This window comes from Primorskyibacter flagellatus (assembly GCF_014638275.1).
In the GTDB taxonomy this organism is placed as follows: Bacteria; Pseudomonadota; Alphaproteobacteria; order Rhodobacterales; family Rhodobacteraceae; genus Pseudooceanicola; species Pseudooceanicola flagellatus_A.
This window is the reverse complement of the sequence record NZ_BMFJ01000001.1, coordinates 1,890,069-1,913,673: the sequence shown is the minus strand read 5'-3', so window position 1 is coordinate 1,913,673 and position 23,605 is coordinate 1,890,069. Positions and strand designations below refer to the sequence as shown.

The following is a 23,605-nucleotide window of genomic DNA, read 5'->3' as shown; positions in this document are numbered from 1 at the left end:
CACAAAGAGGTCTAGGCGTCGATTGTGGCGGCATCCGGGCGGGTACCGGGTCATTTGCCGTCATTGTTGCGGTGTTCACAGGCAATCAGGATAACATCCGATTGCAAACAGACAGATAACGGGCCCCCCGGCCCGGAAGGGAGAGTACATGGACCTGGGTATCGCAGGCAAGCGCGCAGTGGTCTGCGCGTCGTCGAAGGGGCTGGGCAGGGGCTGCGCGATGGCGCTGGCCGAGGCCGGCGTTGACCTTGTGCTGAACGCCCGCGGGGCGGAGGCGCTGGAAAAGACGGCAGAGGACATCCGCAGCCGCCATAACGTCAACGTGACCGCCGTGGACGCCGACATCACGACGGAGGAGGGGCGCGCGAAGGTGCTCGACGCCGCCGGAACGGTGGATATTCTTGTCAACAACGCGGGCGGCCCGCCCCCGGGTTTCTGGACGGACTGGGAGCGCGAGGATTTCATTAAGGCGCTCGACGCCAACATGCTGACCCCGATCGCGCTGATGAAAGCGCTTCTTCCGGGAATGATCGAAAAGGGCTGGGGCCGGGTGGTCAATATCACTTCCGCCTCCGTCCGCTCTCCGATCGCGCAGCTTGGCCTGTCGAATTCGGCACGCGCCGGGCTGACCGGCTATGTCGCGGGCACCGCCCGGCAGGTGGCAAAGCACGGCGTGACGATCAACAACCTGCTCCCGGGGCTGCACGACACCGACCGCGCCGTTTCGCTGGCAGAAGCCGCCGCCAAGCGCGAGGGCATCACGGTGGAACAGGCGACCAAGGCCCGCGACGGTGCCAACCCCACGGGGCGCATCGGGCTTGCCTCGGAATTTGGCGCGACCTGTGCTTTCATGTGTTCGACACATGCCGGGTTCATGGTCGGTCAGAACATCCTGCTGGACGGCGGGGCGTTCAACTCCACCACCTGAGACGGGGCCGATGGCACAGGGCTATTCGCTCAAGGACCAGTTGTTTAACGCGGAAAAGGTCGGCTACCTCGCCGGCCTCTTTCGTGCGGCCGATCCGGATTTCGATCCCGGGTTTGAATCCCGCGTGCTGTCCCGCTTCCCCGAACTCGAGCTGAAGCAGCGCATCGCCTGGATCGCGGACTGCCTGGGCCCTGCATTGCCCGACGATTTCCCGGCCGCCGCCGACCTGATCGAGGCCGCCCTGCCGCCTCCGCTCGACCCGGCCCTCAGGGACGACGATTTCGGCGACTTCATCTTTTGCCCGCTTGGCGACTATGCCGTGATCGCCGGACTGGAGGCTCACCGTGACCGCGCACTGGACCTGATCGAGGCGGTAACGCAGCGGTTTTCGATGGAATACGCGATCCGCCATTTCCTGAACCGCTGGCCGGACGAGACCTATGACCGCCTGTCGGACTGGGCCGGGCACCCCAGCTATCACGTCCGCCGTCTGGTCAGCGAAGGCACGCGGCCCAAGCTGCCCTGGGGTGTCGGCATCGCCACCGATCCGGGGCGTGCGATGCCGCTGCTGGACCGCCTGCACGCCGATCCGACGCGGTTTGTCACCCGCTCCGTCGCCAACCACCTCAACGACATCGCCAAGAAGGACGCCGCGACGGTGCTTGACCGCCTTCGGGCGTGGCAGGGCGGGGCACAGGACCCGGCGGAACTGGACTGGATGACGCGCCATGCCCTCCGCGGCCTCGTCAAGGCGGGCGATCCGCAGGCGCTGGCCCTGCTCGGGTACGGCTCCGGCAAAGGGGTGGCGGTCGATGTCACGCTGGCCGCCGCGAAGGTCGCGGTTGGTGACGCGCTGACCTTCGACCTCGACCTTCGCGCCGAGGGCGCGCAGCCCGTTCTGGTCGACTACATCATCGAATTCCACCGCCCGTCGGGCCGCCCCGGGCGCAAGGTGTTCAAGCTGAAGCAGGCCGAAATCCCGCCGGGCAAGCCGCTCCGCCTGTCCAAGCGACACCCGCTGAAGGGCGACGCGACGACCTTCCGCCTGCATCCCGGCCCGCATCGCCTATTGGTTCAGGTCAACGGAGAAATCCGGGCCGAGGCGGCCTTTGACCTGATCGCCTGACCTGCTGATCGCCGGCGCGGTTGCGTCCGGCGCGTCCCGGGGATAACTCCTGTCGAAACCCGAGCGTTTCCCTCGGGGAGGAAGGCAGAGCGTGACCGGGCAGACCCCAAGGCTGGAAATCCGCAACCTGACGCGCCGGTTCGAGGGCCGCGCGGTGGTGGATCACGTGTCGCTGTCGATCCTGCCGGGGCAGGTGACCTGCCTTCTCGGCCCCTCCGGCTGTGGCAAATCCACGACGCTGCGCATGATTGCCGGGGTCGAAAACCAGGACGCCGGAGAGATCCTCGTCGACGGTGCCGTGATCTGTGACAGCCACACCCATGTCCCCGCCGAACACCGCCGTATCGGTCTGATGTTCCAGGACTTCGCTTTGTTTCCGCACCTGTCGGTCGCCGACAACGTCGCCTTCGGACTGACCGGCCCGGCGGCGGAGCGGAGGGCGCGGGTGGAAACCATGCTCGACCGTGTCAACCTGCGCCGCTTCATCGACGCCTGGCCGCATGAGTTGTCGGGCGGGGAACAGCAGCGCGTCGCCCTGGCCCGGGCCCTGGCACCGGGTCCGCGCATCATGCTGATGGACGAACCCTTCTCCGGCCTCGACAACCGCCTGCGGGACGAAATTCGCGACACCACTCTGGCGGTGCTCAAGGATTCAGGCACCGCCGTCCTGCTGGTGACCCATGAACCCGACGAGGCCATGCGCATGGCCGACGACATCGCCCTGATGCGGGACGGCAAGATCGTGCAGCAGGGCGCGCCCTACAACATCTACAATGCCCCGGTGGACCGCGAAGCCGTCGCCTTCTTCAGCGATGTCAACGTGATACGCGGAACCGTTCAGGGGGCGCTGACTGAAACGCCCTTCGGCCAGTTCCTCGCTCCCGGTGTCGCGGACGGGCAGGCGGTGGACATCGTGATACGCCCGCAGCATCTGAAGATCGACTTCGACCGCAACGGCTCGGGCCCCCTCGCCACGGTGCAGGACGGCACTCCGGCGCGCGGCGTCGTGGTGCGTGCGCGCTTCATGGGCAACGAAAGCCTTGTGGAGTTCCGGATGGACCACGACGGATCGCTTATCAAGGCGACGGTGCCGAATGTTTTCCTGCCGAAACCGGGCAAGCCGCTCTGGCTGACGATCCGGCGCGACAGATGCTTTGTCTTTCCGGCGGCGGGGTAGAGGATAGGCTGATCCCAAGTCGTCACCCGGCTGTCCGCCACCCACGGACCAGATCCGAGGAGCTCTGGCCGGGGAGATCCTCGGATCTGGTCCGAGGATGACACCCCGCCGAACCGAGGGCGTCTCCGCGCCCGCGACGCTTCGCCGCTGACTCCTCCCGCACAGGCAATTTCTCTCACAATCCAAGGATTGCACCTTCCCCTTCCGGCCCCGACCCATTAGATACGTCTGGACTTTCGAGCCGGGCGGGACGAACAAGCCCGGCGCCAGGGGAGAGAAGACTATGCTCAACAATATCGGCCTTCCTGGCCTCCTGCTGATCGCCGTGGTCGTGCTGGTCCTGTTCGGACGCGGCAAGATCTCCTCGCTCATGGGCGAGGTCGGCAAGGGCATCACCGCGTTCAAACGGGGCGTCACCGACGGCCAGAAGGAACTGGACGACGCCCATGCCGAAGGCGCGCGCGACGTGACGCCGGAAGAAAAAGACAAGGCCTGACCCCAACATGTTCGGAATGGGCTGGACCGAGCTGCTGCTCATCGGCGTCGTCGCCCTGATCGTGGTCGGCCCAAAGGACCTGCCGGTCCTTTTCCGCAACATGGGCCGGTTCATGGGCAAGGCGCGCGGCATGGCGCGGGAGTTTTCCCGCGCAATGGAGGACGCCGCCGACCAGGCCGGCGTGAAAGAAGCGTCCGAAACCCTGCGTGGCCTGTCCAACCCGGCGAAATACGGGCTGGACAAGGTCAAGGATGCGACCGACTTCGCCAAGTGGGACCCGGACAGCCACACCGGCAAGCTGGCCGCCGAACGCGCCGAGGCCGCCAAGAAGATCCACGCCGCCACCGCCGACCGCGCCCAGAACCGACTGGATGCGGAAGCAGCGGCGAAAGCGGCTGAAGAGGCCGCCGCCAAGGCCCCTGCTGATCCTGCCACACCGGTCAAGGCCGAAGCGGCGACCCCGGCACAGAAGGCCGAAGCCAAGACCGCCGCAGCAAAGACGCCCGCCGCTAAGAAACCGGCTGCCAAGTCCAAGACGGCCGCTGCCAAAACCGCTGCACCCAAGACCACCGCGAAACCGGCCGCCAAGACTGATGGCAAGACGGATGCCAAGGCCAAGGTCCCGGCCAAGCCGCGTCCGGCGGCCCGGCCCAAACCCTCACAGCCCAAATCCACCGGGGGCAAGGCATGACCGCCGCGCCCCAGGACGAGATCGACGACAGCTCCGCCCCGCTGATCGAGCATCTGGCCGAACTGCGCACCCGGCTGATCCATTCCGCCGTCGCCTTCATCATCGGCATGGTGATCTGCTTCACCGTGTGGAACCCGATCTTCAATTTCCTGACGCAGCCGCTCTGCGATGCCATGGCGGCGCGTGGCCAGACCGGGGACTGCGGCCTGATCCTTATCAAGCTGCAGGAAGGCTTCTTCGTCGCGATCTCGATATCGCTGCTTGGCGGGCTCTGCCTGTCCTTCCCCTACATCGCGTTCCAGATGTGGCGTTTCGTGGCGCCGGGGCTCTACCGCAGCGAGAAGGGGGCATTCCTGCCTTTCCTGGTCTCCTCCCCGGTGATGTTTTTCATCGGCGCGTCCTTTGCTTATTACGTCGTCACGCCCATGGCCTTCGACTTCTTCCTTGGCTTCCAGCAGCCGGGGTCGGTGCTGGGCGACGGTGACGCCGACAACGGCATCGCCGGCATCGCCTTTCAGGGCTCCGCGCAGGAATACCTGTCGCTGACCATCAAGTTCATCGTCGCCTTCGGGCTCTGCTTCCAGCTGCCGGTCCTTCTGACCCTCATGGGCAAGGCCGGGCTGGTGTCGTCCGACGGGCTGCGTACGGTGCGCAAGTATGCCGTCGTCGGCATCCTCGTGCTGGCCGCCGTCGTGACCCCGCCGGATGTCATTACGCAGGTGATCCTGTTCACCGTGGTTTACGGGCTTTACGAGATCTCCATTTTCCTCGTCCGCCGGGTCGAAACCAAGCGCGAGGAAAAGCTCCGCGCCGAAGGCTACTACGACGACGAGGACGAAGCGGACGCCGATCTGGCCGACGCGGCCGACCTGCCCACAGACACCACCAAAGACTGACAGGATGACAGAAGAGACCCTGACCCGCATCGCCGAGGCCCTGGAACGCATGGCCCCGGCTCCTCTCTCCGCGCCCGACTTCGATGCTGCGGATGCTTTCATATGGCACACCGGCCCGGAGCGGCTGGAACCCGTTGCGAAGGTCTCCCGCGTGGCGCTGGATCTGCTGGTCGGCATCGACCGGTCGCGCGAGACCCTGCTCGCCAACACGTTGCGCTTCGCCGAGGGGTACCCGGCCAACAACGCCCTGCTCTGGGGCGCGCGGGGGATGGGCAAGTCGAGCCTCGTCAAGGCGATCCACGCCGACATCCTGACCCGCGGCCTGCCGCTCAAGATCGTCGAGCTTCAGCGGGAGGACCTGCCGACCGTTCAGCGCCTGCTCCAGCTGCTCGGCACCACCGACCACCGCTTCCTTCTGTTCTGTGACGACCTGTCCTTCAGCCACGACGACCAGCACTACAAATCCCTGAAGGCCGTGCTCGACGGCGGCATCTCCGGACGCCCGGACAACGTGCTTTTCTACGCCACGTCGAACCGCCGCCACCTGATGCCGCGCGACATGATCGACAACGAACGCTCCACCGCGATCAATCCCGGCGAGGCGGTCGAGGAGAAGGTCTCCCTCTCCGACCGCTTCGGGCTCTGGCTCGGGTTCCACCCCTGCGACCAGGACGACTACCTCGCCATGATCGACGGATACTGCGCCGCCCATGGCCTGGCCGTCGATCCCGAAACGCTCCGGGCCGAGGCGATCGAGTGGCAGGCCACGCGTGGCTCCCGCTCGGGCCGTGTCGCCTGGCAGTTCTTTACCGATCTGGCGGGGCGGCACGGGGTCCGGATCGGCTGACAGTCTCTTTGCCGGGAGTATCGACCTTTCGCGGGATGCTTTTGGCAGTGCTGCCGGCCGTTGGCTTGGCACATTTCCTGCGGGGTACGGTTGGGGCTGGGTTGATCGTGAATGGTGGCACCGCGCTCTGGCTGCTCTCACCCGGAGCCGCCTGACACTTACGCTTCATCCCACGCAGCCGTCATCCTCCGGCTTGACCGGAGGATCTCCCGTCACCCCGTACCATAGTCATCCTTCGGCCTCACCGGAGGATGCCATGCCACCGAAACCTCCGGATCAAGTCCGGGGATGACGTCCGCATACGGATATCCTCAGTTCAGGTATCCCATGGGATCAGTCGCCTCGAGCCCCTTGCGAACTTCGAAATGCACGTAGGGCGATTCACCCGACCGGATCTCCGCCAGCTTCTGACCGCGGGTGACCGACTGGCCTTCCTTGACGGCAATCCGGTCGACGTTGGAATAGACCGTCAGCAGCTTGTTCTCGTGCCGCACCACGATCACCTTCACGTTGTCCGAATTCGACGTCAGCGCGGCCACGGTGCCGCCCTGCGCCGCGCGCACGGCCGTGCCGGGATCGGCGGCGATGTCGATCCCGTCGTTCCGGCCCTTGGCGTACTCGCGGATGATGCGGCCCTTAACGGGGTAATCCATCGCGGTGGTCTTCGGGGCGGCGGTCTGCTGCTTGCCGAGGTCGGGCGCTACGGTCGGTTTCTCCTCCGCCTTGGCGGTTGCGGCGGCGGCCGGTTTCACCGGCTCCGTCTTCTCTGCCGGAAGCGGAGAGCCGGAGCTGGGCGGCACCGGGGTCGGCGTGCCCACGCCCGGCGGATTGGTGGTGGTTGCGGGGGCAACGGCGGCCGCCTGTTCGGCCACCGGGATCAGCAGGAACTGGCCCTCGCGGATGGTGTAGTTGCTGTCCAGACCGTTCCAGTCCGCCAGCGACTTGACCGACACACCGTAGAGACGCGCGACGGTATAGGCGGTCTCTCCGCGCACGACCTGGTGGCGCACCGGCTCCGGCCCGCGCAGCTGGTTGGCGGCGGGGGGCAGGGTGGTCACCTCGACCCGCTGGTCGCCGGCGCGGTCGATCGCGGCTCCGGCCATGGAGCCGATGTCGACCGCCCCCGGTGCCACGATCGGCCCGACCCCGGACGCGCCCGTGGCGGGGGAGGGTTCGGCCACCCGCTGCGGCAGCGCCAGAACCTCGCCCTGGCGCAGCCCGTCGTCTACGCGCAGTCCGTTGTAGGACGCCAGGTCGGGTGCGGCGACCCCGACACGGCTGGCGACGCTGCTGACAGTGTCGCCCCGCCGCGCGACGGCCACCTGGTAATTCGGATAGGAGATCACGCCGCGGTCGTCCGGCTGCGGCCGGTCCAGCGTTGCGGTGCGCGCCGCCTCGGTCGTGGAGAACCCGCCAAGCCCGCCGCGCAGGTCTAGGTCCATGCCGTTTTCGCATGCCGCCAGTGCCAGCACCGCCGTGCCCGCAAGAAGCCCCCGCACCAGAGACGCCCGGCCGCTGCCCGTCCCGGCACCGCGTTTCGCTGCCATGTCCTGCATCTGTCGATCCCTCGCTGCACCCCGTTGACCGGGGTCTCGTCTACCCGTCCGGCGCCCGCGGCGCCTCAGTCGTCCTTTCCGATCCCCTCCACCAGCGGCACGAAACGCACCGGGCGAAGTTCCTCGTAGTCGTAGCCCGTCTCTTCCCGCCTGACCCGGATCAGGCTCTGCACCGTATCCGACTGTCCGACGGGCAATACCATGATACCGCCAATCTTCAACTGAGCCAAGAGCGGCCCCGGCGCATCCTCTGCCGCGGCGGTCACGATGATACGATCAAACGGCGCCTGATCGGCCAGCCCGTGGCTGCCGTCGGCGACGAAGGTGGTGATGTTGCCCAGCCCCATGCGTTCGAACAGCGCCTGCGCGTCCTTTACCAGCCGCTGGTGCCGGTCGATGGTGTAGACGCGCCGCGCCATATGCGCCAGCACCGCCGCCTGGTAACCCGATCCGGTCCCGACCTCCAGCACCCGGTGGCGCGGGTCCACGTCAAGTGCCTGCGTCATCAGCCCGACGATGGAGGGCTGGGAGATCGTCTGCCCGCAGGCAATCGGCAGCGGCATGTCCTCATACGCGCGTTCAGCGAACAGGCCGCGCACGAAATCGCCCCGGTCCACGGCCTCCATCGCCGCCAGCGTGCGCCGGTCCGTCACCCCGCGCGAGCGCAGGGCGAACAGAAACTGCATCTTGCGTTCGGCGAGGTCGGCGTCGTCGCTCATTCGATGACCTTGAGGGCCTCCAGCATGTCATGCGCCGTCAGGTCCGCCCGCATCGGCGTGACGGAGACGTAGTTGTCGAGGTTCGCCGCCGCATCCGTGCCCGGCGCGGAAGGCTTCCGCTGGTCGGTGCCCCGGCTCCACAGGAAGCGGCGGCCGGAGGGGGATTCATGCGGCTCCACCGAAAAGGTCGTGTCAGGCCGGATGCCCTGCGGCGCGACCTTCATGCCCTTCACCGCATCGGCGGGGCAGGGCGGAAAATTGATGTTGTAGAACAGCCGGTAGGGCGCGTCGTCCGCCAGCCCCGTGTCCAGCACCTTGCGGATGACAGATGCACCGTGGGTCGCGGCGCAGTCGAATGCCTCCGGAATGCGGAAGTTGTCGGGGCCGAGGTATTGCGACAGCGCGAACGCCGGAATGCCCTGCAACGCCCCTTCCATCGCGCCGCCAAGCGTGCCGGAATAAAGCGCGTTCTCGGCAGAGTTGTTGCCCCGGTTCACCCCTGAAAGCACCAGGTCGACCTGTTTCCCGGCCAGCACCTCGTGCAGCCCCGCCATGACGCAGTCGGCGGGGGATCCTTCGGCCGCAAACCGGCGCTCGCCCATTTCGGAGATCATGAAGGGATGGGTGTAGGAAATCATGTGCCCCACGCCCGACTGTTCGAAGGCGGGGGCGACGATCCAGACCTCTCCGCCCGGGCCGGCGATGTCGGCGGCGATGGCCTCCATCACCTTCAGGCCGGGCGCGTTGATGCCGTCGTCGTTGGTGATGAGAATACGCATGATCCGCCCCGTCCTGCCCGTTTTTCCCTGCATAGCGCCGGGGGACCGGACGGGCAAGGCGGGGGAAAGGCGGAGAGCGTTGCGGAAGGCACCGAGGGGCGAGGTTGCGTGCGGTGAAGTGGCGACGAAATTGGTACGGGGAGCGAGCCGGGCCGGAAGTCCGGCCTACGGGCCACGGTTGCCGGACGCGCAGGCCGGGCTTCCAGCCCGGCACACTGCGGTATCCATGAGAACTGGGCAGAACGACCCCCAATCCCGCACGCCGTCATCTTCGGACTTGATCAGAGGATTTCTTGCCGGGGAGACCCTCGGATCAAGTCCGAGGATGACGGAGTGCAGGGATAGCTGAGACCAAAGGAAGCCGCATGGCGCAGGCCCCGTACAGCGCTCAGGTCAGTGCAGTTCGTCCAGCCGCAGGTGGATCATCCGGTCCACGACCTTCTCGTCCGGCAGGGTCCCGACACCGATGTGCAGCGCGCTCTTGGTCTGGCTCATCCCGCGCGTCTCCTTGGCCATCTTGCCCAGAACCGATCCCGAATGCGGATAGATCGCCAGATGCCCCTTCCACCCGGCATAGCCAAGCAGCATCTTCCCCTGTCCGCGCCCCGAAAGGATGCGGTATCCCGGCATGCCGTAGGACATCACCTCCTCCACCGCGATCCCGGCATGGGCGATCCGTGCGGCAAGGAACTTCCGCAGCGCCTTCAGCGCCCTGGCCTGTGTTTCGGACTGTTCGGCGATGTAGCCTGCGGGGTCGTCTGCCATGATGTCACATGATGAGAGCCAGAAGCCGTGCGGCCTCGGCGTCGGGGTGGGCAAGGGCGGAGCGGTCCTCTCCAGGGTGGAACCGCGCGCGGGTGGCCGTCGGCATCGGTGCGGGCGTCAGCACATGCACCTTCGGCCCGGTCTTGGTGTTCTCGGTGGCAAAGGTGCGTGCCAAGGTGATCTGCGCGGTCTTTGTGGCCCCGTAGGCGCCGTGGAACTTGGACTGCGCGGCCGGGTCGTCGAAGAACACCGCCTGACCGTCGTTGCCCAGAAGCGCGGCGAAATAGGGGATCAGGTGACCCATGGCGGTGACGTTGACCTCGACTGACTTTGCCCAGTCCCGGCTGTCGATATGCGCCACCGGCGACAGCGGTGCGGCATGAACCGCCGTGTGCAGCCAGAGCGCGGCGCCGCCCCATCTGTCATGCACCGACCGGCACAGCTGCGCCATGGCATCCGCCTTGGTGACGTCCATCGGGGCCAGCGTCGCCGCCCCTCCGGCCGCGCGGATCGCGTCGTCCAGTTCCTCGAGCGCGCCGACCGTGCGGGCGACGGCAACGATGTGGTGAGTCGGCGCGAGCGCCCTGGCGAGCGCGGCCCCGAGGCCCCGCGACGCGCCGGTGATGATGGCAATCTGGTCAGTCATGGCGGCGGGTGTGCCGCCTTTGCCGCAACCCGTCAAGATGGAGCCGTGCGCGCGGGCCTCAGCCCTCGGGCATCCGCAGCGTTTCCGTCCCGCCGAACCCGCTGATGACGACCACGCCTTCGCCGATCGCCTGCACCTTCACCAGCCCGATCCGGTCCCCCGGCGCGACCTTCTGCACCGACCCGCCGGCGAGCCTCAGCAAAGCGCTCCGCCGCGCCCCGTCCACCATCGTGCCAAGCAACGCGACCCCGCCGAGGTCGAGCGCGTTTTCTTCTGTCGCCAGTTCGGCGACCTTTCCCGGTGTTCCTGCCATTCCGGCCCCATGTCCTTCTGCCTGACGCCCCGAGGGGCGCGGAAGAGGGGCAATGAGGCACGACGCAGCCAATGGAAAGCAGGGCGCCGGCTGACGCAACGGCATCGGCCGGGTCGTGCTCAGGACGGCCGAACACGATGGCAACTGCGAGCCGATCCCGAAGCTGTGAAGCGCGGGGCTCTTGCGGACGCTATTCCGCCGCTTTCAGTTCGAAACCCTTTTCGATCATGTCCGAGGGCGCCACCGGATATTCGCCCGAGAAGCACGCGTCGCAATACTGCGGGCACTTGTCGTTGCGTCCCTCCACCGCGCCGACCGCGCGGTAGAGCCCGTCCAGCGAGATGAACTTGAGACTGTCGACGCCCAGATGGTCGCGCATCTCGTCCTCGGACATGGTCGCGGCCAGCAGCTTTTCCCGGTTCGGCGTATCCACCCCGTAGAAACAGGGCCAGGCCGTCGGCGGGGAGGCGATGCGGAAATGCACCTCGGCCGCGCCGGCGTCGAGGATCATCTCCTTGATCTTGCGAGAGGTCGTGCCCCGCACCACGGAGTCGTCCACCAGGATCACCCGCTTGCCCTGGATCAGGGCCCGGTTGACGTTCAGCTTCAGCCGCACGCCCATGTTGCGGATCTGTTCGGTCGGTTCGATGAAGGTCCGGCCCATGTACTGGTTGCGGATGATCCCCATGGCATAGGGAATGCCCGATTCCTGCGAATAGCCGATCGCCGCCGGGGTCCCGCTGTCGGGCACCGGGCAGACGAGGTCGGCGTCCATCGGCGCTTCGCGGGCCAGTTCCACACCGATCTGGCGGCGGGTTTCGTAGACCGAGCGGCCACCGATCAGCGAGTCGGGACGGGAGAAATAGACATGTTCGAAGATGCAGAAGCGCGGCGACTTGCGGCGGAAGGGGAAGCGCGACTCCAGCCCCTTTTCGGTGATGACGACCATCTCGCCCGGCTCGATCTCGCGCACGAATTCCGCGCCGATGATATCGAGCGCGCAGGTCTCCGAACTCAGCGCCCAGCCATCGGCCACCTTGCCCAGCACAAGCGGGCGCACGCCGAGCGGATCGCGTACGCCGATCAGCTGCGTGTCGGTCATCGCAACGACGGAAAATGCGCCCTCGACCCGGCGCAGCGCGTCCTCCATCCGTTCCGGGATTCCCTTCTGCAGGGACCGCGCCATCAGGTGGATGATGCATTCGCTGTCGGAGTTGGACTGGAAGATCGACCCGCGTTCGATCAGTTCGCGGCGCAGCGCATCGGCATTGGTGATATTGCCGTTGTGCGCAATCGCCGCCCCGCCCATGGCGAATTCGCCGAAGAAGGGCTGCACGTCGCGGATCTGCGTCGCGCCCTTCGATCCTGCGGTGGAATAACGCACATGCCCGATGGAGATAGGCCCAGGCAGCCCGTCGATCACCGACTGCGAGGTGAAGTTGTCGCGCACCAGTCCGAAGCGGCGGGTGGAGTTGAACCCGTGTTCGGGGTCATGGCAGACGATCCCGCCGGCCTCCTGCCCGCGGTGCTGCAGCGCGTGCAGGCCAAGCGCGACAAAGCTGGCGGCATCCGTGACGCCGAAGACGCCGAATATCCCGCATTCCTCTTTCAGCTTGTCGTCATCCCAGGGAAGCTGGGGCAAATCCTTTTGCACCGCGGCAGCGGCGGGGCGGGAGGAGGGGGTCTGGCAGGACAAGGCGTGCTCCGAATCCGTAGGCATCCTGCGGACCCTCATAAGGCGTTAACCGGGCGGTGTCACGAAAGGATCACAAAGCCCTGAGCCGGGCGGAGCAAACGTGATCGGACTGCCCGATTATTGCGAACAGGTGCCGATCAGCTGCTCGTATTGCTGGGTGACCCAGCCAAGCGCCTGTTCCGGATTTTCCTGTTCGATCTTGCCGGTCAGCTGACCGAACACCTGCGCGGAGCGGGAGTTGTCGACAACCGCCGTCTGCTGTGCCGCGAAGATCGTGTTGTAGACGAAGAAGGCGATCGCAACGAGCAAGAGCCCCCGTGCGACCCCGAACAGGAAGCCGAGCGCCTGGTCGAGCCCCCCGATGGCCGAGCGCTGGATGACCGAGGAGAACAGCGGCGTGAACAGCGACGCCACCAGCAGCACCACGGCAAAGACAGCGGCGAAGGCGGTAATCATCGCCAGTTCGCAGTTGTCCGAGATGAACGGGCCGATGAACGGCACCTCCTTCACGAGCGGCTGCACCTGCGGCGCGAAGAGGAAGGCGAGGATGCCGGCGGCGATCCAGCCGCCGATGGCCAGCGCCTCGCGCACGAGGCCGCGCGAATAGGCCAGCAGTGCCGACAGCACGACGACAACCGCGACAACCGCGTCGATGACCGTGAAACCTTCCATCTGCCCGTCCTTCCGAAGCGCTATCCCGCGCCGAATACCTCGCCCACCACGGCCGTCAAGTCGGCCATTTCGCGCAGGCTCATCCCCTCTCGACCGGAGATCTTGCCGCCCGCCGGAGCTATGGCGGAGGAGAAACCAAGTTTTGCGGCTTCTTTCAACCTGTTTTCCGTCTGACCGACGGGGCGCAGGGCACCGGAGAGCGAAATCTCTCCAAAAACCACGCAGTCGGCGGGAAGCGCCACGTCTTCCCGCGCAGACAGGATCGCGGCCGCAACGGCAAGGTCCGCCGCCGGTTCCCCGACCTTCAGACCCCCGGCCACGTTCAGATAGACGTCCAGCCCGGTGAAGGGGATGCCGCAGCGCGATTCCAGCACCGCGAGGATCATCGCCAGCCGTCCGCCGTCCCAGCCCACGACTGTCCGGCGCGGCTGGCTGTGCGGGGTCGGGGCGACCAGCGCCTGAAATTCGACCAGCACCGGCCGCGTGCCCTCGATTCCCGCGAAGACCACCGATCCCGGCGCGGGCTTGCCGCGTTCGGACAGGAAGAGCGCCGAAGGGTTCGTGACCTCGGCCAGCCCGCCGCCGGTCATCTCGAACACCCCGATTTCATCCGCCGGACCAAAGCGGTTCTTGACCGAACGCAGGATGCGGAACTGGTGGCCCCGCTCGCCCTCGAAATAAAGCACCGTGTCGACCATGTGCTCGACCACGCGCGGGCCGGCGATCTGACCTTCCTTGGTAACGTGCCCCACCAGGATCACCGCCGCGCCGCGCCGCTTGGCGAAGGTCGTCAGCTCCTGCGCCGTCGCGCGCACCTGAGAGACGGAGCCGGGCGCGGCCTCCACATTGTCCGACCACATGGTCTGGATCGAATCGATCACCACCAGATCGGGCCGCTCCTCGTCCAGCGTCGTCATGATGTCGCGAAGCGAGGTCTCCGTCGCCAGCTGGACCGGCGCATCCGTCAGGCCAAGGCGCGCCGCGCGAAGCCGTACCTGGGCGGAGGCTTCCTCGCCAGATATATAGAAGGTTTTCAGCCCGTTGGAGGCAAACCGCGCCGCCGCCTGCAACAGCAGCGTCGACTTTCCGATCCCGGGATCGCCGCCAACCAGAATGGCCGAGGCCGGGACCAGCCCGCCGCCGAGCACCCGGTCCAGTTCCTCCATCCCCGAGGCGCTGCGCGGCGGCGGCGCTTCCTTCGTCGACAGGTCGGTCAGCGCCAGCTTGCGCCCCCTTGCGCCCTTCAGCGCCTTGCCGGGACCGGGGGACAGCGGGGCCTCCTCCACAATCGTGTTCCACTCCCCGCAGGAGTCGCACTGACCGGACCATTTGGTGAAATGGGCACCACAGGACTGGCAGGTATAGGAGATCTGGGGTTTGGCCATACTACATCTGTGCCTCAGCCCGCCCCGCCGGTCAATCGCCGCTTCTCCCACAGCGACAGGCCGAGCGAGGCGAGGACGCAGCCGGTGAACAGGTACAGGCCCCAGGCCGTTTCCACCCGTCCGACGCCCATCCCCTTGGCCAGTGTCACGTAGAGCGCGATGAGGAACACGTCCGCCATCGCCAGCCGGCCAAGCCAGCCGAGCAGGGCGAGCCATCCCGTCGGCGCGCGTCCCAGTTGAACGAGGGCTAGCGCGAGGGTCTTCGCCATCGGAGCGACCAGCGCGAAAAGCGCGACGATCAGGGCCAGCGCCTTGTCGCTGTCCCAGAGGGAGGCGAAGCCGGAGAGGACGGAGATCTCCTTCAGCCCGAACAGCGGCAGCAGCCCCGCCCGCACCAGCGGCGCGGCCCACGCAACCGGAAAGAGGATCAGCAGCGAGAGGTTGAGGATCAGGGGCAGGCGCATGTCTGTGTCCGGTCTGGTTCATCGACAGATGGGGAGTGCAGACCCACTCCGCCAGCACTGCCGCGATTCCCTCCCCTGAAGGGGGAGGCCGGGGAGGGGGCCACGATGACGCGGACCCCGCCCGGTCCCGGCACCGTTTCCCTCTCCCCCCGGGGGAGAGGGTCAGGGTGAGGGGGCGCGGCGCGACGACCGGGAGATCCTCGGGTCAAGCCCGAGGATGACGCGCGCGCGGTCGACGGGCGTGCCGGTCATCCTCCGGCTCGACCGGAGGACCTCCCACCACCAGCGTCCCTACCGCACCGCCGCAATCGGCCCCTCGGCCCGCCCATGGATGAACTGATCCACATAGGGATCGCCCGACCCGTCCATCTCCGCCACCGGCCCGGTCCAGCGGATCACCCCGCCGTGCAGCATCGCCACCCGGTCGGCAATCGCCCGGACGGAGCTCATGTCATGGGTGATGGTCATCGCCGTCGCCCCCATCTCGACCACGATCTCGCGGATCAGATCGTTGATGACCCCCGCCATGATGGGGTCGAGCCCCGTCGTCGGTTCGTCGAAGAAGATGATCTCGGGCTCCGCCGCAATCGCCCGGGCCAGCCCGACGCGTTTCTGCATGCCCCCGGACAACTCCGCCGGAAGCCGGTCGGCGACATCGGGGCTCAGCCCGACGCGGCGGAGTTTCTCGATGGCGATCTCCTTCGCTTCTGCCGCCGGACGCTTCAGCGCCCCGCGCATCAGCCGGAAGGCCACGTTCTGCCAGACGGGCAGGGAGTCAAACAGCGCGCCCCCCTGGAACAGCATGCCGAACCGCGCGAGGAACGCCTCCCGGTCGCCCGCGCCCGCCGGTTTCCCGTCCACCAGGATCACGCCGGAATCCGGCACCACAAGCCCCAGCACGCATTTCAGCGCCACCGACTTGCCCGTACCCGACCCGCCGATGATGACCATCGACTCGCCCTTCGGCACGTCCAGCGTCACGCCCCGCAGAACGTGGTTGGACCCGAAGGCCTTGTGGACATCGTCGAAGCGGATCATGCCGAGAAGAACACCCCCGTCAGCAGGAAGTTGGCGGCGAGGATCAGCACCGACGCCGCCTCGACCGAGGATTTCGTCGCCGCCCCGACCCCCTGCGCCCCGCGTCCCGAGTTCATGCCGGAATAGCAGCCCATGAGCGTCGCGATTACGCCAAAGGCCGCGCCCTTCACCAGCGAAGAGATCACGTCCAGCGGTTCAAGGAAATCCACCGTGTTCTGGAGGTAGGTCGCCGCGTTGAAGCCAAGCGACCGGACCGCCACCTGATAGCCGCCGAAGATGCCGATCACGTCGCCGACCCCGACCAGCAGCGGCACCGTCACCAGCCCCGCCAACACCCGCGGCACCGTGAGGTACTTCATCGGATGGGTGGAGAGCGTCACCAGCGCGTCGATCTGCTCCGTCACCTTCATCGTCGCGATTTCGGCGGCGATGGAGGATGTCACCCGCGCGGCGATCATCAGCCCGACCAGCACGGGGCCGAGTTCGCGCACCATGCCGATGGCGACGATCTGCGGCACGACCGCCGCCGCGTCGAAGCGCGATCCGCCCGCGTAGATCTGCAAGGCCAGCGCGCCCCCGGTAAACACCGCCGTCAGCCCGACGACCGGCAGGGAAAGCCAGCCGATCTGCAACAGCGCGTTCAGGAACTCCCGGCCATAGAACGGCGGCGTCACCAGATGCCGCAGTGTGTCTCCGGCATAGATGGCCACCCGTCCGACGGCGGCCAGAATGGCAAGCACCTGCGCCCCGATGCCGCCCAGGACACGCAGCAAGGGCTCAGCCCCCCTTGTACCGGCGCGCCGTCCGCCCGCCGAGAGAGGTCAGGATCTCGTACCCGATGGTCCCGGCATTATCGGCCAGCACGTCCACACCCTGCTGCGGGCCAAGGATCGTCAGACCCTGCGGCACCTCGTCCAGATGCGTGATCTCGACCCCGATCATGTCCATGGAGATGCGGCCGCGCACCGGGCAGGGGGTGTCGCCGGAAAACAGCACGGTCTTTGGCCCCATGATCCGGTGGATCCCGTCAGCGTAACCAGCAGCGACAGTGGCGATCACCGCAGGCTCGTCCGCCGTCCAGGTGTTGCCGTATCCGACCGTTTCGCCCGCAGCGATCTCGCGCACCTGGATCACCGGCAGGTCCAGCCGCACGACCGGCGAGGCTTCGGCGAAGGGCAGCCCGCCGTAGAGGCCGACGCCGGGGCGGGTCACATCGAAATGGAATTCCGGCCCCAGAAGGATGCCCCCCGTAGCCGCCAGCGAACGCGGCACGCCGACCCCTTCGGTCAGGTCGGTGAACAGGGCCAGCTGGTGCAGGTTCATCGGATGGTCGGGTTCGTCGGCGCAGGCCAGGTGCGACATGATCAGCGTCGGGTCGAGGTCCAGCGCGAAATCGCGGATCGACAGCCATTCCTCCGGCTCAAGCCCAAGCCGGTTCATGCCGGTGTCCAGCTGGATGCCGAACCCGTGGCCCGGCAGCGCCTCCACATGCCGCAGAAGCTGATCGGTGGAATTGATCATCGGGATCAGGTTCAGATCCCCGATCATGTCCGTGTCGCCCCGCATGTGGCCGGAGAAGACGTTGATTTCCACATTCGGCCCGAGCGTCTCGCGCACTGCCGCGCCTTCTTCCGCCGCGGCGACGAAGAAGCGTTTCACTCCCGCCTTCGCAAGCGCCCGCACCACCGGCTGCACACCCAGCCCGTAGCCGTTGGCCTTCACGACGGCGCCGGTTTCGGTCGTGTCGGAGGAAGCGGAATCGAGCGAGCGCCAGTTGGAAACAAGCGCATCGAGGTCAACGGTCATACGTGCGGTACTCATGGGTGTCTTTTGACCGGAGGGCAGGGGGCGTGCAAGCGGAATTGGGACGGTAGGCTAGGGAGGGGAGGTTCGCTGATCATCGGCACCGGCCTGATACCTGCCGCCCATGCACGGCGCATCTGGCTACCCAAAGCCATCCCAGAACCATCCGCGGGGGTTATTGGCGGAGAGACGGACCTTTGAGGACGATGCGCGAGAGGCAGGCGGGTCCCGCACGCATCATGCCGGAGTCGAGGCTCCGTTCGAAAGTTCGGCGCACCTCAGGTGCGACGGGCGGCGCTTCGTCGGAATCTGCACAGACCGCTGAGGTCGCCGCTACCACGACACCAATGATCGTCCGTTCTGAGGTCGAGGCGCCCCCCGGGGGACGGCGCTCGCATTGCTCGCTCTTGTGATGAGGTCTACGGTTCCCAATTGTCCCGGTACCGCTCCCAGATCTTCTCACCGACCAGACAGTCCGAAGTCCCCTGCGCCGGCACGACCCGAGCCTCGGGCACCAGATCGATCATCGGGCCCGGCTCGGGTTCCGGCACCGGTCCGGCGATCTCCAGCACCAGCTTTTTCCGAACCGCCGCCGCGAACTCCGACCAGTCGAGCACAGGCACCACGAAATGTCCCGGCCCCCCGACCACGCAGTCGGTGTAATACTGGTCCAGCGCCTCGATGGTCCACATTCCGCCCATGCCTTCGCGGGTCATCAGCGGCAGGCCGTTGATCGTGATCCCCTCGGCGATCACGTCATCCCGCGCGGCCAGCACCGGCCCGCCGTCGTTGTTCGGCCCGTCGCCCGAGATATCGATGACCCGACGCAGCCCCGTGAACCCGTTGTCACGGAAATACGCCGCCCCCGACCGCAGCGCCGAAGAGATGGAGGTCCGCCGCATCCCCGGCGACAGATGGGCCGAGATCGCGGCGGCAAAAGCATCCGCGTCCTCCTGCGTCCGGATGATCGCCCAGTCCTGCACCACGCGCTGCGAATAGACCCCCGCCCATTCCACATAAGCCACCGCAACATGGCCCAGCATCCCGGAATTGATGGCCTTGAGAACCTCGGACGACACCAGCGCTTCGGCATAGCCGCGGCGCTGGATCTCCAGTTCGTTCGGCGTCATCGAACGAGAGACGTCGACGAGCAGCAGCAGCTCGACATCCACCTCGACGGAATTCGGATCGTAGGGCTCCATCTCCGCGAGGGCGGGCGACGCGAGGGCCAGAAGGCCGAGGAGGCTGGCGATGCGGAGCATGTGCCAGTGTCGCGCCATGTCAGGCGACCTGTCGAGTCGCGATTGCCACCGCACGCGACTGTGAACGGCATGTGGCGCGGGAACGGGCAGGCAGGGCGGGCGCATCGGTGGTGGGTTTGAAACCCGCCGCACGGCGGGGCAGCCATCTACATAGGGTGGGATTTCAGCCCACCACCCACTTAAATAGCAACCTCGCAGAACTCAGTGCTCTGGAACGTGAACCCGAGTGCCCGGTAGAACGGCAGTGCGGTGTCGCTGTCCGGATCGGCGGCGAGCCAGACCCAGTCACACCCCTCGGATCGCGCCTGCTCCAGCATCGCTTCGATCAGGGCCCGCCCGATCCCCTGCCGCCGGTGCGACGGTGCCACGCCGAGGTTGTCGATATACAGGCCTGGCGCCGCGTCCGGATTGTGAGTCACCATACCGAGGCACTGACCCACGCAGACCGGCCCCTCCATCGCCGCCAGAAGGACATGTGTGCCCGTCGCGAGCAACGCATCCAGGCGTGCTGGAAGGATCGGCCCGTCGAACACCTCCGCCGCGACATGATCCAGCAGACGACGCGTTTCGGGCCGGATCCGTTCGATCCGCGCGTTCAATACCCCTCGCCGCCGCCCTGCTGCCAGGGCTTCACGAGGTTGCCGAAGCGGGTAAATTCGCTCTCGAAGCTCAGTTCGACCGTGCCGATCGGGCCGTGACGCTGCTTGCCGATGATGACTTCGGCCTTGCCGTGCAGCGCCGCCATGCGGTCCTGCCAGGTGGCCATCTCGTCCAGCCGGTCGTCCGAGGGCTTTTCCCGTTCCACGTAATATTCTTCGCGGAACACGAACATGACGCAGTCCGCGTCCTGCTCGATGGAACCCGATTCCCGCAGGTCCGACAGCTGCGGCCGCTTGTCGTCGCGGCTTTCCACCTGACGCGACAGCTGCGACAGGGCGATGACCGGAATGTTCAGTTCCTTGGCGATGGCCTTGAGCCCCATGGAGATCTCCGCGATCTCGTTCACCCGGTTCTCCGCCGTGCCGCGCACTAGCTGCAGGTAGTCGACGATCAGCAGGTCGAGCCCGTGCACCCGCTTCAGCCGCCGAGCCCGCGCCGCGAGTTGCGCAATCGGGATCGAGGGCGTGTCGTCGATGAACAGCGGGCAGGCCTCCAGCGTCTTCGCGGCCTCGACAAAGCGGCGGAACTCCGTCTCCGTCATGTCGCCCTGGCGGATCTTGTGGGACGAAATCTCGGACGCTTCGGCCAGAACCCGCGCCGCCAGCTGCTCCGCGCTCATTTCGAGAGAGAAGAACCCGACCACGCCGCCTTCGATCGCGCCCTCGGTCCCGTCGGGCATCCGCCCGCGCCGGTACGCCTTGGCGACGTTGAAGGCGATGTTGGTCGCAAGTGAGGTCTTGCCCATGGAAGGCCGCCCGGCAAGGATCAGAAGGTCGGACTTGTGCAGGCCGCCCAGTTTCTTGTCCATGTCGATCAGCCCGGTGGACACACCGGCCAGCCCGCCCTCGCGTTGGTAGGCGGCATTGGCGACATTCACCGCCTCTGTCACCGCCGACAGGAAGGACTGGAAGCCGGATTCCGACGTCCCGGTTTCAGAAAGCTTGTATAGCTTTTGCTCCGCCTGGACGATCTGTTCCTTCGGTTCGTTCTTCACATCCATCCGCGCCGCTTCGGCGGCGATGTCCTGGCCCAGAAGGATCAGTTCGCGCCGGATCGCCAGGTCGTGAATCATCTGGGCATAGTCGCGCACCGCGTAGGCGGCGATGGCGGCCCCGGCGAGCCGCGCCAGATAGCCCGGCCCGCCCAGTTCCTTCAGCCCCTCGTCATCTTCCAGAAACGCCTTCAGCGTCACCGGCGTCGCCAGTGCGTTTTTCGAGATGCGCGCCGCGGCCACCTCGAAGATCCGGCCATGCACGGGTTCGTAGAAATGTTCGGCCCCGATCAGGCTGGCGATGCGGTCATAGACATCGTTGTTGGTCAGCAGCGCACCCAGAAGCTGCTGCTCCGCCTCGATCGAATGCGGCATGGTGTCCGCCTGTGCCACATCCGGCGCCGGCTTTCCGCTGGCGTTGAAATAGGTCAGATCGTTCATTGACTGCGCGTGCCCCCGAATTGTCTGGTCGGGAGAGAGGGGCGCGTCTCACGACGCACCCGGACTCCCGTTCCCTTGCCTGTCCCCATTCCGGGCGGCCCCTGTCCGATCAGCCCCAAGTCTGTCCGCCGAACCGTTAACCGCCTGGTAAGAAGTTGAGATACCGGCGGGTGTGTTCCGACGCAAATTGTATAACCTGTGGATAAGGCTGGTATACCTCCACCCTACCACATCTGGTGGCGTATGTCCTGCGTTTTCCCCGATCTGGCGGCGGGATGCCGCTTTCCGCGCCAATTGGACTGGCGGCGCGAGGCAAAGCGGTCTGCTGCCGAAAATCCCTCAAACTCTCCATTCGGATAGGTGCCGTTAAACAATTCCCGCGCGCTTCCGGAGCGGCCGTTCGGGCGGCACCAACCTTCGGGCGAATCGTCAGGCGTCCTTGCGCGCCTCCTGCCAGGCACGGGGCGCACGCAGGAAGGATTCGACCTCCCCAAGCGTTTCCGCGTCGAAGGCCTGCCGCCGTCGCGCTTCCTCCAGAACGTCCCACCAGGTACAGAGGTGGTGAAGGCTGACACCATGGTCGCCGAGCGTCTTCTCGGTTTCCGGGAAGATGCCATAGTAGAAGATGACCGCCGTATGCGCGCAGCTTGCCCCTGTCTCGCGGATCGCATCGACGAAAGAGATCTTGGAGCCCCCGTCGGTCGTCAGATCCTCGACCAGCAGCACGCGCTGGCCCTCGGTCATCTGCCCCTCGATCCGCGCGTTGCGCCCGTAGCCCTTGGGCTTCTTGCGCACATAGGTCATTGGCAGGGCCATGCGTTCGGCCACCAGCGCGGCAAAGGGAATGCCTGCCGTTTCGCCACCCGCGATGTTGTCGAAGGCCTCCAGCCCCGCGTTGCGCATGACCGTCGCGGTGAGGAAATCCATCAGGGTGGAGCGGATGCGCGGATAGGAGATCAGCTTGCGGCAGTCGATATAGGTCGGCCCCGGCAGACCGGAGGCGTAGATGTAGGGCTCGCGGGAGTTGAAGTGAACGGCCCCGATGTCCAGCAGCATCGCCGCGCTCAGGCGGGCAATTTCGTCGGCGGGCGGATAGCTGGAGGGGATCATGATCTGGCCTTTCGCAGGTTGGCCGGTGTCGATGCCTCCGGCGGGGATATTTCGGGCAAGATGAAGTCAGACGGACCAGTAGACCGGGAAGCCGGGGTCGAAAACGGTGACAGGTCCGGCCTCGCTGCCGATCTTCTCGGGGAAGGCTGTTGGTGTATCGGATTTGGTGAGCGTCAGGGTCGTGTCATTCACCGGCAGGCCGTAGAAACCGGGGCCGTTGAGGGAGGCGAAGGCTTCGAGCCGGTCCAGCGCGCCCTCCGCCTCGAACACATGGGCAAGCAGGGGCATGGTGTTGGTGGCGGTGAAACAGCCCGCACAGCCGCAGGCATGTTCCTTGAGGTGATCCGGATGCGGAGCCGAGTCGGTGCCCAGGAAGAAACGTGCGTCGCCCGAGGTGGCGGCGGTGACAAGTGCCTTGCGGTGCTCCTCCCGCTTGGCGACGGGTAGGCAGTAGTAGTGCGGTTTGATCCCGCCGACGAGGATGTGGTTGCGGTTGATGATCAGGTGATGCGTGGTGATCGTGGCGCCGAGGCCGGTGTCGTTCGCGCGGACGTAGTCGGCGGCCTGCGCGGTGGTGATATGCTCCATCACGACGCGCAGCCCCGGCGTGGCGCGGCGGAGCGGGTCGAGAACCGTCTCGATGAACACCGCCTCCCGGTCGAAGATGTCGACGTCGTGGGTGGTGACCTCTCCGTGCATGCAGAGCGGCATGCCGATCTCCGCCATCTTCTCCAGCACGGCGCGGACCTTGTCGAAGTCGCGCACGCCGGAAGCGGAGTTTGTCGTTGCCCCCGCCGGGTAGAGCTTCACCGCCGTGGCGATTCCGTCGGCGTGGGCGCGAGCAACATCCGCAGGATCCGTGTCCTCGGTCATGTAGAGCGTCATCAGCGGCCGGAAGGCCATGTCCTCGGGCAGGGCAGAGAGGATCCGGTCGCGGTAGGCGGCGGCCTGCGCGGCGGTCACCACCGGCGGCACGAGGTTGGGCATCACGATGGCGCGGGCAAAATGCCGGGCGGTTTCGGGAAGCACGGCCTGCATCATGGCACCGTCGCGCAGGTGCAGGTGCCAGTCGTCGGGGCGGCGGATCGTGAGGCTCTGGGTCATGTCCCCGCGATTACCCCGTTGCGCGCCCTTAGGGAAGGGG

The 23,605-nt window shown here is 66.6% G+C and carries 25 protein-coding genes; 7 read left to right on the top strand and 18 right to left on the bottom strand.

What is annotated here, in order from left to right; translation table 11 throughout:
- The first annotated feature begins 148 nt into the window (after positions 1-148).
- The 7 genes from IEV87_RS09490 (at position 149) to IEV87_RS09460 (ending at position 6,161) form a co-directional block, all read left to right on the top strand.
- Positions 149-928, top strand: coding sequence for an SDR family oxidoreductase (locus IEV87_RS09490; RefSeq protein ID WP_188477420.1), 780 nt, complete (start codon positions 149-151; stop codon positions 926-928).
- A gap of 10 nt (positions 929-938) precedes the next feature.
- Positions 939-2,054, top strand: coding sequence for a hypothetical protein (locus IEV87_RS09485; protein ID WP_188477419.1), 1,116 nt, complete (start codon positions 939-941; stop codon positions 2,052-2,054).
- A gap of 91 nt (positions 2,055-2,145) precedes the next feature.
- Complete coding sequence (locus IEV87_RS09480; protein ID WP_188477418.1) at positions 2,146-3,231, top strand: ABC transporter ATP-binding protein; 1,086 nt, start codon at positions 2,146-2,148, stop codon at positions 3,229-3,231.
- A 283-nt stretch (positions 3,232-3,514) separates the two neighbouring features.
- The gene (locus IEV87_RS09475; RefSeq protein ID WP_188477417.1) at positions 3,515-3,727 is read left to right on the top strand and encodes a twin-arginine translocase TatA/TatE family subunit; all 213 of its coding nucleotides are present in this window, start codon (positions 3,515-3,517) and stop codon (positions 3,725-3,727) included.
- Between the two features lie 16 nt (positions 3,728-3,743).
- Entirely contained in the window at positions 3,744-4,418 is a 675-nt protein-coding gene (gene tatB / locus IEV87_RS09470; protein WP_229737510.1) for a Sec-independent protein translocase protein TatB, read from the top strand.
- A complete protein-coding gene (gene tatC, locus IEV87_RS09465; protein ID WP_188477415.1) occupies positions 4,415-5,314 on the top strand; it encodes a twin-arginine translocase subunit TatC in 900 nt (299 codons plus the stop codon). The genes tatB and tatC overlap by 4 nt, the downstream gene beginning before the upstream one ends.
- Positions 5,315-5,318: 4 nt before the next feature.
- Positions 5,319-6,161: an ATP-binding protein gene (locus IEV87_RS09460; protein WP_188477413.1), complete on the top strand. Its 843-nt coding sequence runs from the start codon at positions 5,319-5,321 to the stop codon at positions 6,159-6,161.
- A 311-nt stretch (positions 6,162-6,472) separates the two neighbouring features.
- On the opposite strand, the gene IEV87_RS09455 is transcribed toward IEV87_RS09460, so the two are convergent.
- The 18 genes from IEV87_RS09455 to pyrC all read right to left on the bottom strand — a co-directional run bounded on the left by IEV87_RS09455 (position 6,473) and on the right by pyrC (position 23,565).
- Complete coding sequence (locus IEV87_RS09455; RefSeq protein ID WP_188478393.1) at positions 6,473-7,708, bottom strand: peptidoglycan DD-metalloendopeptidase family protein; 1,236 nt, start codon at positions 7,706-7,708, stop codon at positions 6,473-6,475.
- Positions 7,709-7,782: 74 nt separating this feature from the next.
- Positions 7,783-8,436, bottom strand: coding sequence for a protein-L-isoaspartate(D-aspartate) O-methyltransferase (locus IEV87_RS09450; RefSeq protein ID WP_188477411.1), 654 nt, complete (start codon positions 8,434-8,436; stop codon positions 7,783-7,785).
- The gene (gene surE / locus IEV87_RS09445; protein ID WP_188477409.1) at positions 8,433-9,215 is read right to left on the bottom strand and encodes a 5'/3'-nucleotidase SurE; all 783 of its coding nucleotides are present in this window, start codon (positions 9,213-9,215) and stop codon (positions 8,433-8,435) included. The genes IEV87_RS09450 and surE overlap by 4 nt, the downstream gene beginning before the upstream one ends.
- A gap of 393 nt (positions 9,216-9,608) precedes the next feature.
- Positions 9,609-9,980 carry a DUF1801 domain-containing protein gene (locus IEV87_RS09440; RefSeq protein WP_188477408.1) on the bottom strand — a complete coding sequence of 124 codons (372 nt, stop codon included), beginning with the start codon at positions 9,978-9,980 and terminating at the stop codon, positions 9,609-9,611.
- Between the two features lie 4 nt (positions 9,981-9,984).
- On the bottom strand, positions 9,985-10,626 hold the full coding sequence (locus tag IEV87_RS09435; protein ID WP_188477406.1) for an SDR family NAD(P)-dependent oxidoreductase: 642 nt from the start codon (positions 10,624-10,626) through the stop codon (positions 9,985-9,987).
- A 58-nt stretch (positions 10,627-10,684) separates the two neighbouring features.
- Positions 10,685-10,939 carry a pilus assembly protein PilZ gene (locus IEV87_RS09430; RefSeq protein WP_188477404.1) on the bottom strand — a complete coding sequence of 85 codons (255 nt, stop codon included), beginning with the start codon at positions 10,937-10,939 and terminating at the stop codon, positions 10,685-10,687.
- Positions 10,940-11,129: 190 nt separating this feature from the next.
- Complete coding sequence (gene purF / locus IEV87_RS09425) at positions 11,130-12,659, bottom strand: amidophosphoribosyltransferase (RefSeq protein ID WP_188477402.1); 1,530 nt, start codon at positions 12,657-12,659, stop codon at positions 11,130-11,132.
- A 93-nt stretch (positions 12,660-12,752) separates the two neighbouring features.
- The gene (locus IEV87_RS09420; protein WP_188477400.1) at positions 12,753-13,307 is read right to left on the bottom strand and encodes a CvpA family protein; all 555 of its coding nucleotides are present in this window, start codon (positions 13,305-13,307) and stop codon (positions 12,753-12,755) included.
- A gap of 20 nt (positions 13,308-13,327) precedes the next feature.
- Positions 13,328-14,692: a DNA repair protein RadA gene (radA, locus tag IEV87_RS09415; protein ID WP_188477398.1), complete on the bottom strand. Its 1,365-nt coding sequence runs from the start codon at positions 14,690-14,692 to the stop codon at positions 13,328-13,330.
- A gap of 14 nt (positions 14,693-14,706) precedes the next feature.
- Positions 14,707-15,156, bottom strand: coding sequence for a paraquat-inducible protein A (locus IEV87_RS09410; RefSeq protein ID WP_188477396.1), 450 nt, complete (start codon positions 15,154-15,156; stop codon positions 14,707-14,709).
- 291 nt (positions 15,157-15,447) lie between these two features.
- On the bottom strand, positions 15,448-16,194 hold the full coding sequence (locus IEV87_RS09405) for an ABC transporter ATP-binding protein (protein ID WP_188477394.1): 747 nt from the start codon (positions 16,192-16,194) through the stop codon (positions 15,448-15,450).
- Positions 16,191-16,967, bottom strand: a complete 777-nt coding sequence (locus IEV87_RS09400; RefSeq protein WP_188477392.1) for an MlaE family ABC transporter permease — start codon at positions 16,965-16,967, stop codon at positions 16,191-16,193. Before IEV87_RS09400 ends, IEV87_RS09405 begins: the two co-directional genes overlap by 4 nt.
- 4 nt (positions 16,968-16,971) lie before the next feature.
- Positions 16,972-18,015, bottom strand: a complete 1,044-nt coding sequence (gene alr / locus IEV87_RS09395; protein ID WP_188477390.1) for an alanine racemase — start codon at positions 18,013-18,015, stop codon at positions 16,972-16,974.
- A gap of 401 nt (positions 18,016-18,416) precedes the next feature.
- Positions 18,417-19,277, bottom strand: a complete 861-nt coding sequence (locus IEV87_RS09390) for a DUF1194 domain-containing protein (protein WP_229737507.1) — start codon at positions 19,275-19,277, stop codon at positions 18,417-18,419.
- A 161-nt stretch (positions 19,278-19,438) separates the two neighbouring features.
- Positions 19,439-19,858 carry a GNAT family N-acetyltransferase gene (locus tag IEV87_RS09385; protein ID WP_188477388.1) on the bottom strand — a complete coding sequence of 140 codons (420 nt, stop codon included), beginning with the start codon at positions 19,856-19,858 and terminating at the stop codon, positions 19,439-19,441.
- The gene (locus IEV87_RS09380; protein ID WP_188477386.1) at positions 19,855-21,351 is read right to left on the bottom strand and encodes a replicative DNA helicase; all 1,497 of its coding nucleotides are present in this window, start codon (positions 21,349-21,351) and stop codon (positions 19,855-19,857) included. The genes IEV87_RS09385 and IEV87_RS09380 overlap by 4 nt, the downstream gene beginning before the upstream one ends.
- Before the next feature lie 429 nt (positions 21,352-21,780).
- Entirely contained in the window at positions 21,781-22,461 is a 681-nt protein-coding gene (locus IEV87_RS09375) for an orotate phosphoribosyltransferase (RefSeq protein ID WP_188477384.1), read from the bottom strand.
- 66 nt (positions 22,462-22,527) lie between these two features.
- Positions 22,528-23,565, bottom strand: coding sequence for a dihydroorotase (gene pyrC / locus IEV87_RS09370; RefSeq protein ID WP_188477382.1), 1,038 nt, complete (start codon positions 23,563-23,565; stop codon positions 22,528-22,530).
- Positions 23,566-23,605: the final 40 nt, after the last annotated feature.

Excerpts from the sequence above, each read along its gene's own strand:
- radA (WP_188477398.1), bottom strand. The coding sequence starts at position 14,692 with ATGGCCAAACCCCAGATCTCCTATACCTGCCAGTCCTGTGGTGCCCAT.
- IEV87_RS09485 (WP_188477419.1), top strand. The coding sequence starts at position 939 with ATGGCACAGGGCTATTCGCTCAAGGACCAGTTGTTTAACGCGGAAAAG.
- IEV87_RS09405 (WP_188477394.1), bottom strand. The coding sequence starts at position 16,194 with ATGATCCGCTTCGACGATGTCCACAAGGCCTTCGGGTCCAACCACGTT.
- IEV87_RS09450 (WP_188477411.1), bottom strand. The coding sequence starts at position 8,436 with ATGAGCGACGACGCCGACCTCGCCGAACGCAAGATGCAGTTTCTGTTC.
- purF (WP_188477402.1), bottom strand. The coding sequence starts at position 12,659 with ATGCCTACGGATTCGGAGCACGCCTTGTCCTGCCAGACCCCCTCCTCC.
- IEV87_RS09390 (WP_229737507.1), bottom strand. The coding sequence starts at position 19,277 with ATGGCGCGACACTGGCACATGCTCCGCATCGCCAGCCTCCTCGGCCTT.
- pyrC (WP_188477382.1), bottom strand. The coding sequence starts at position 23,565 with ATGACCCAGAGCCTCACGATCCGCCGCCCCGACGACTGGCACCTGCAC.
- surE (WP_188477409.1), bottom strand. The coding sequence starts at position 9,215 with ATGCGTATTCTCATCACCAACGACGACGGCATCAACGCGCCCGGCCTG.
- IEV87_RS09420 (WP_188477400.1), bottom strand. The coding sequence starts at position 13,307 with ATGGAAGGTTTCACGGTCATCGACGCGGTTGTCGCGGTTGTCGTCGTG.
- IEV87_RS09475 (WP_188477417.1), top strand. The coding sequence starts at position 3,515 with ATGCTCAACAATATCGGCCTTCCTGGCCTCCTGCTGATCGCCGTGGTC.
- IEV87_RS09435 (WP_188477406.1), bottom strand. The coding sequence starts at position 10,626 with ATGACTGACCAGATTGCCATCATCACCGGCGCGTCGCGGGGCCTCGGG.
- tatB (WP_229737510.1), top strand. The coding sequence starts at position 3,744 with ATGGGCTGGACCGAGCTGCTGCTCATCGGCGTCGTCGCCCTGATCGTG.
- IEV87_RS09430 (WP_188477404.1), bottom strand. The coding sequence starts at position 10,939 with ATGGCAGGAACACCGGGAAAGGTCGCCGAACTGGCGACAGAAGAAAAC.
- IEV87_RS09380 (WP_188477386.1), bottom strand. The coding sequence starts at position 21,351 with ATGAACGATCTGACCTATTTCAACGCCAGCGGAAAGCCGGCGCCGGAT.
- IEV87_RS09490 (WP_188477420.1), top strand. The coding sequence starts at position 149 with ATGGACCTGGGTATCGCAGGCAAGCGCGCAGTGGTCTGCGCGTCGTCG.
- alr (WP_188477390.1), bottom strand. The coding sequence starts at position 18,015 with ATGAGTACCGCACGTATGACCGTTGACCTCGATGCGCTTGTTTCCAAC.
- IEV87_RS09460 (WP_188477413.1), top strand. The coding sequence starts at position 5,319 with ATGACAGAAGAGACCCTGACCCGCATCGCCGAGGCCCTGGAACGCATG.
- tatC (WP_188477415.1), top strand. The coding sequence starts at position 4,415 with ATGACCGCCGCGCCCCAGGACGAGATCGACGACAGCTCCGCCCCGCTG.
- IEV87_RS09440 (WP_188477408.1), bottom strand. The coding sequence starts at position 9,980 with ATGGCAGACGACCCCGCAGGCTACATCGCCGAACAGTCCGAAACACAG.
- IEV87_RS09455 (WP_188478393.1), bottom strand. The coding sequence starts at position 7,708 with ATGGCAGCGAAACGCGGTGCCGGGACGGGCAGCGGCCGGGCGTCTCTG.
- IEV87_RS09410 (WP_188477396.1), bottom strand. The coding sequence starts at position 15,156 with ATGCGCCTGCCCCTGATCCTCAACCTCTCGCTGCTGATCCTCTTTCCG.
- IEV87_RS09375 (WP_188477384.1), bottom strand. The coding sequence starts at position 22,461 with ATGATCCCCTCCAGCTATCCGCCCGCCGACGAAATTGCCCGCCTGAGC.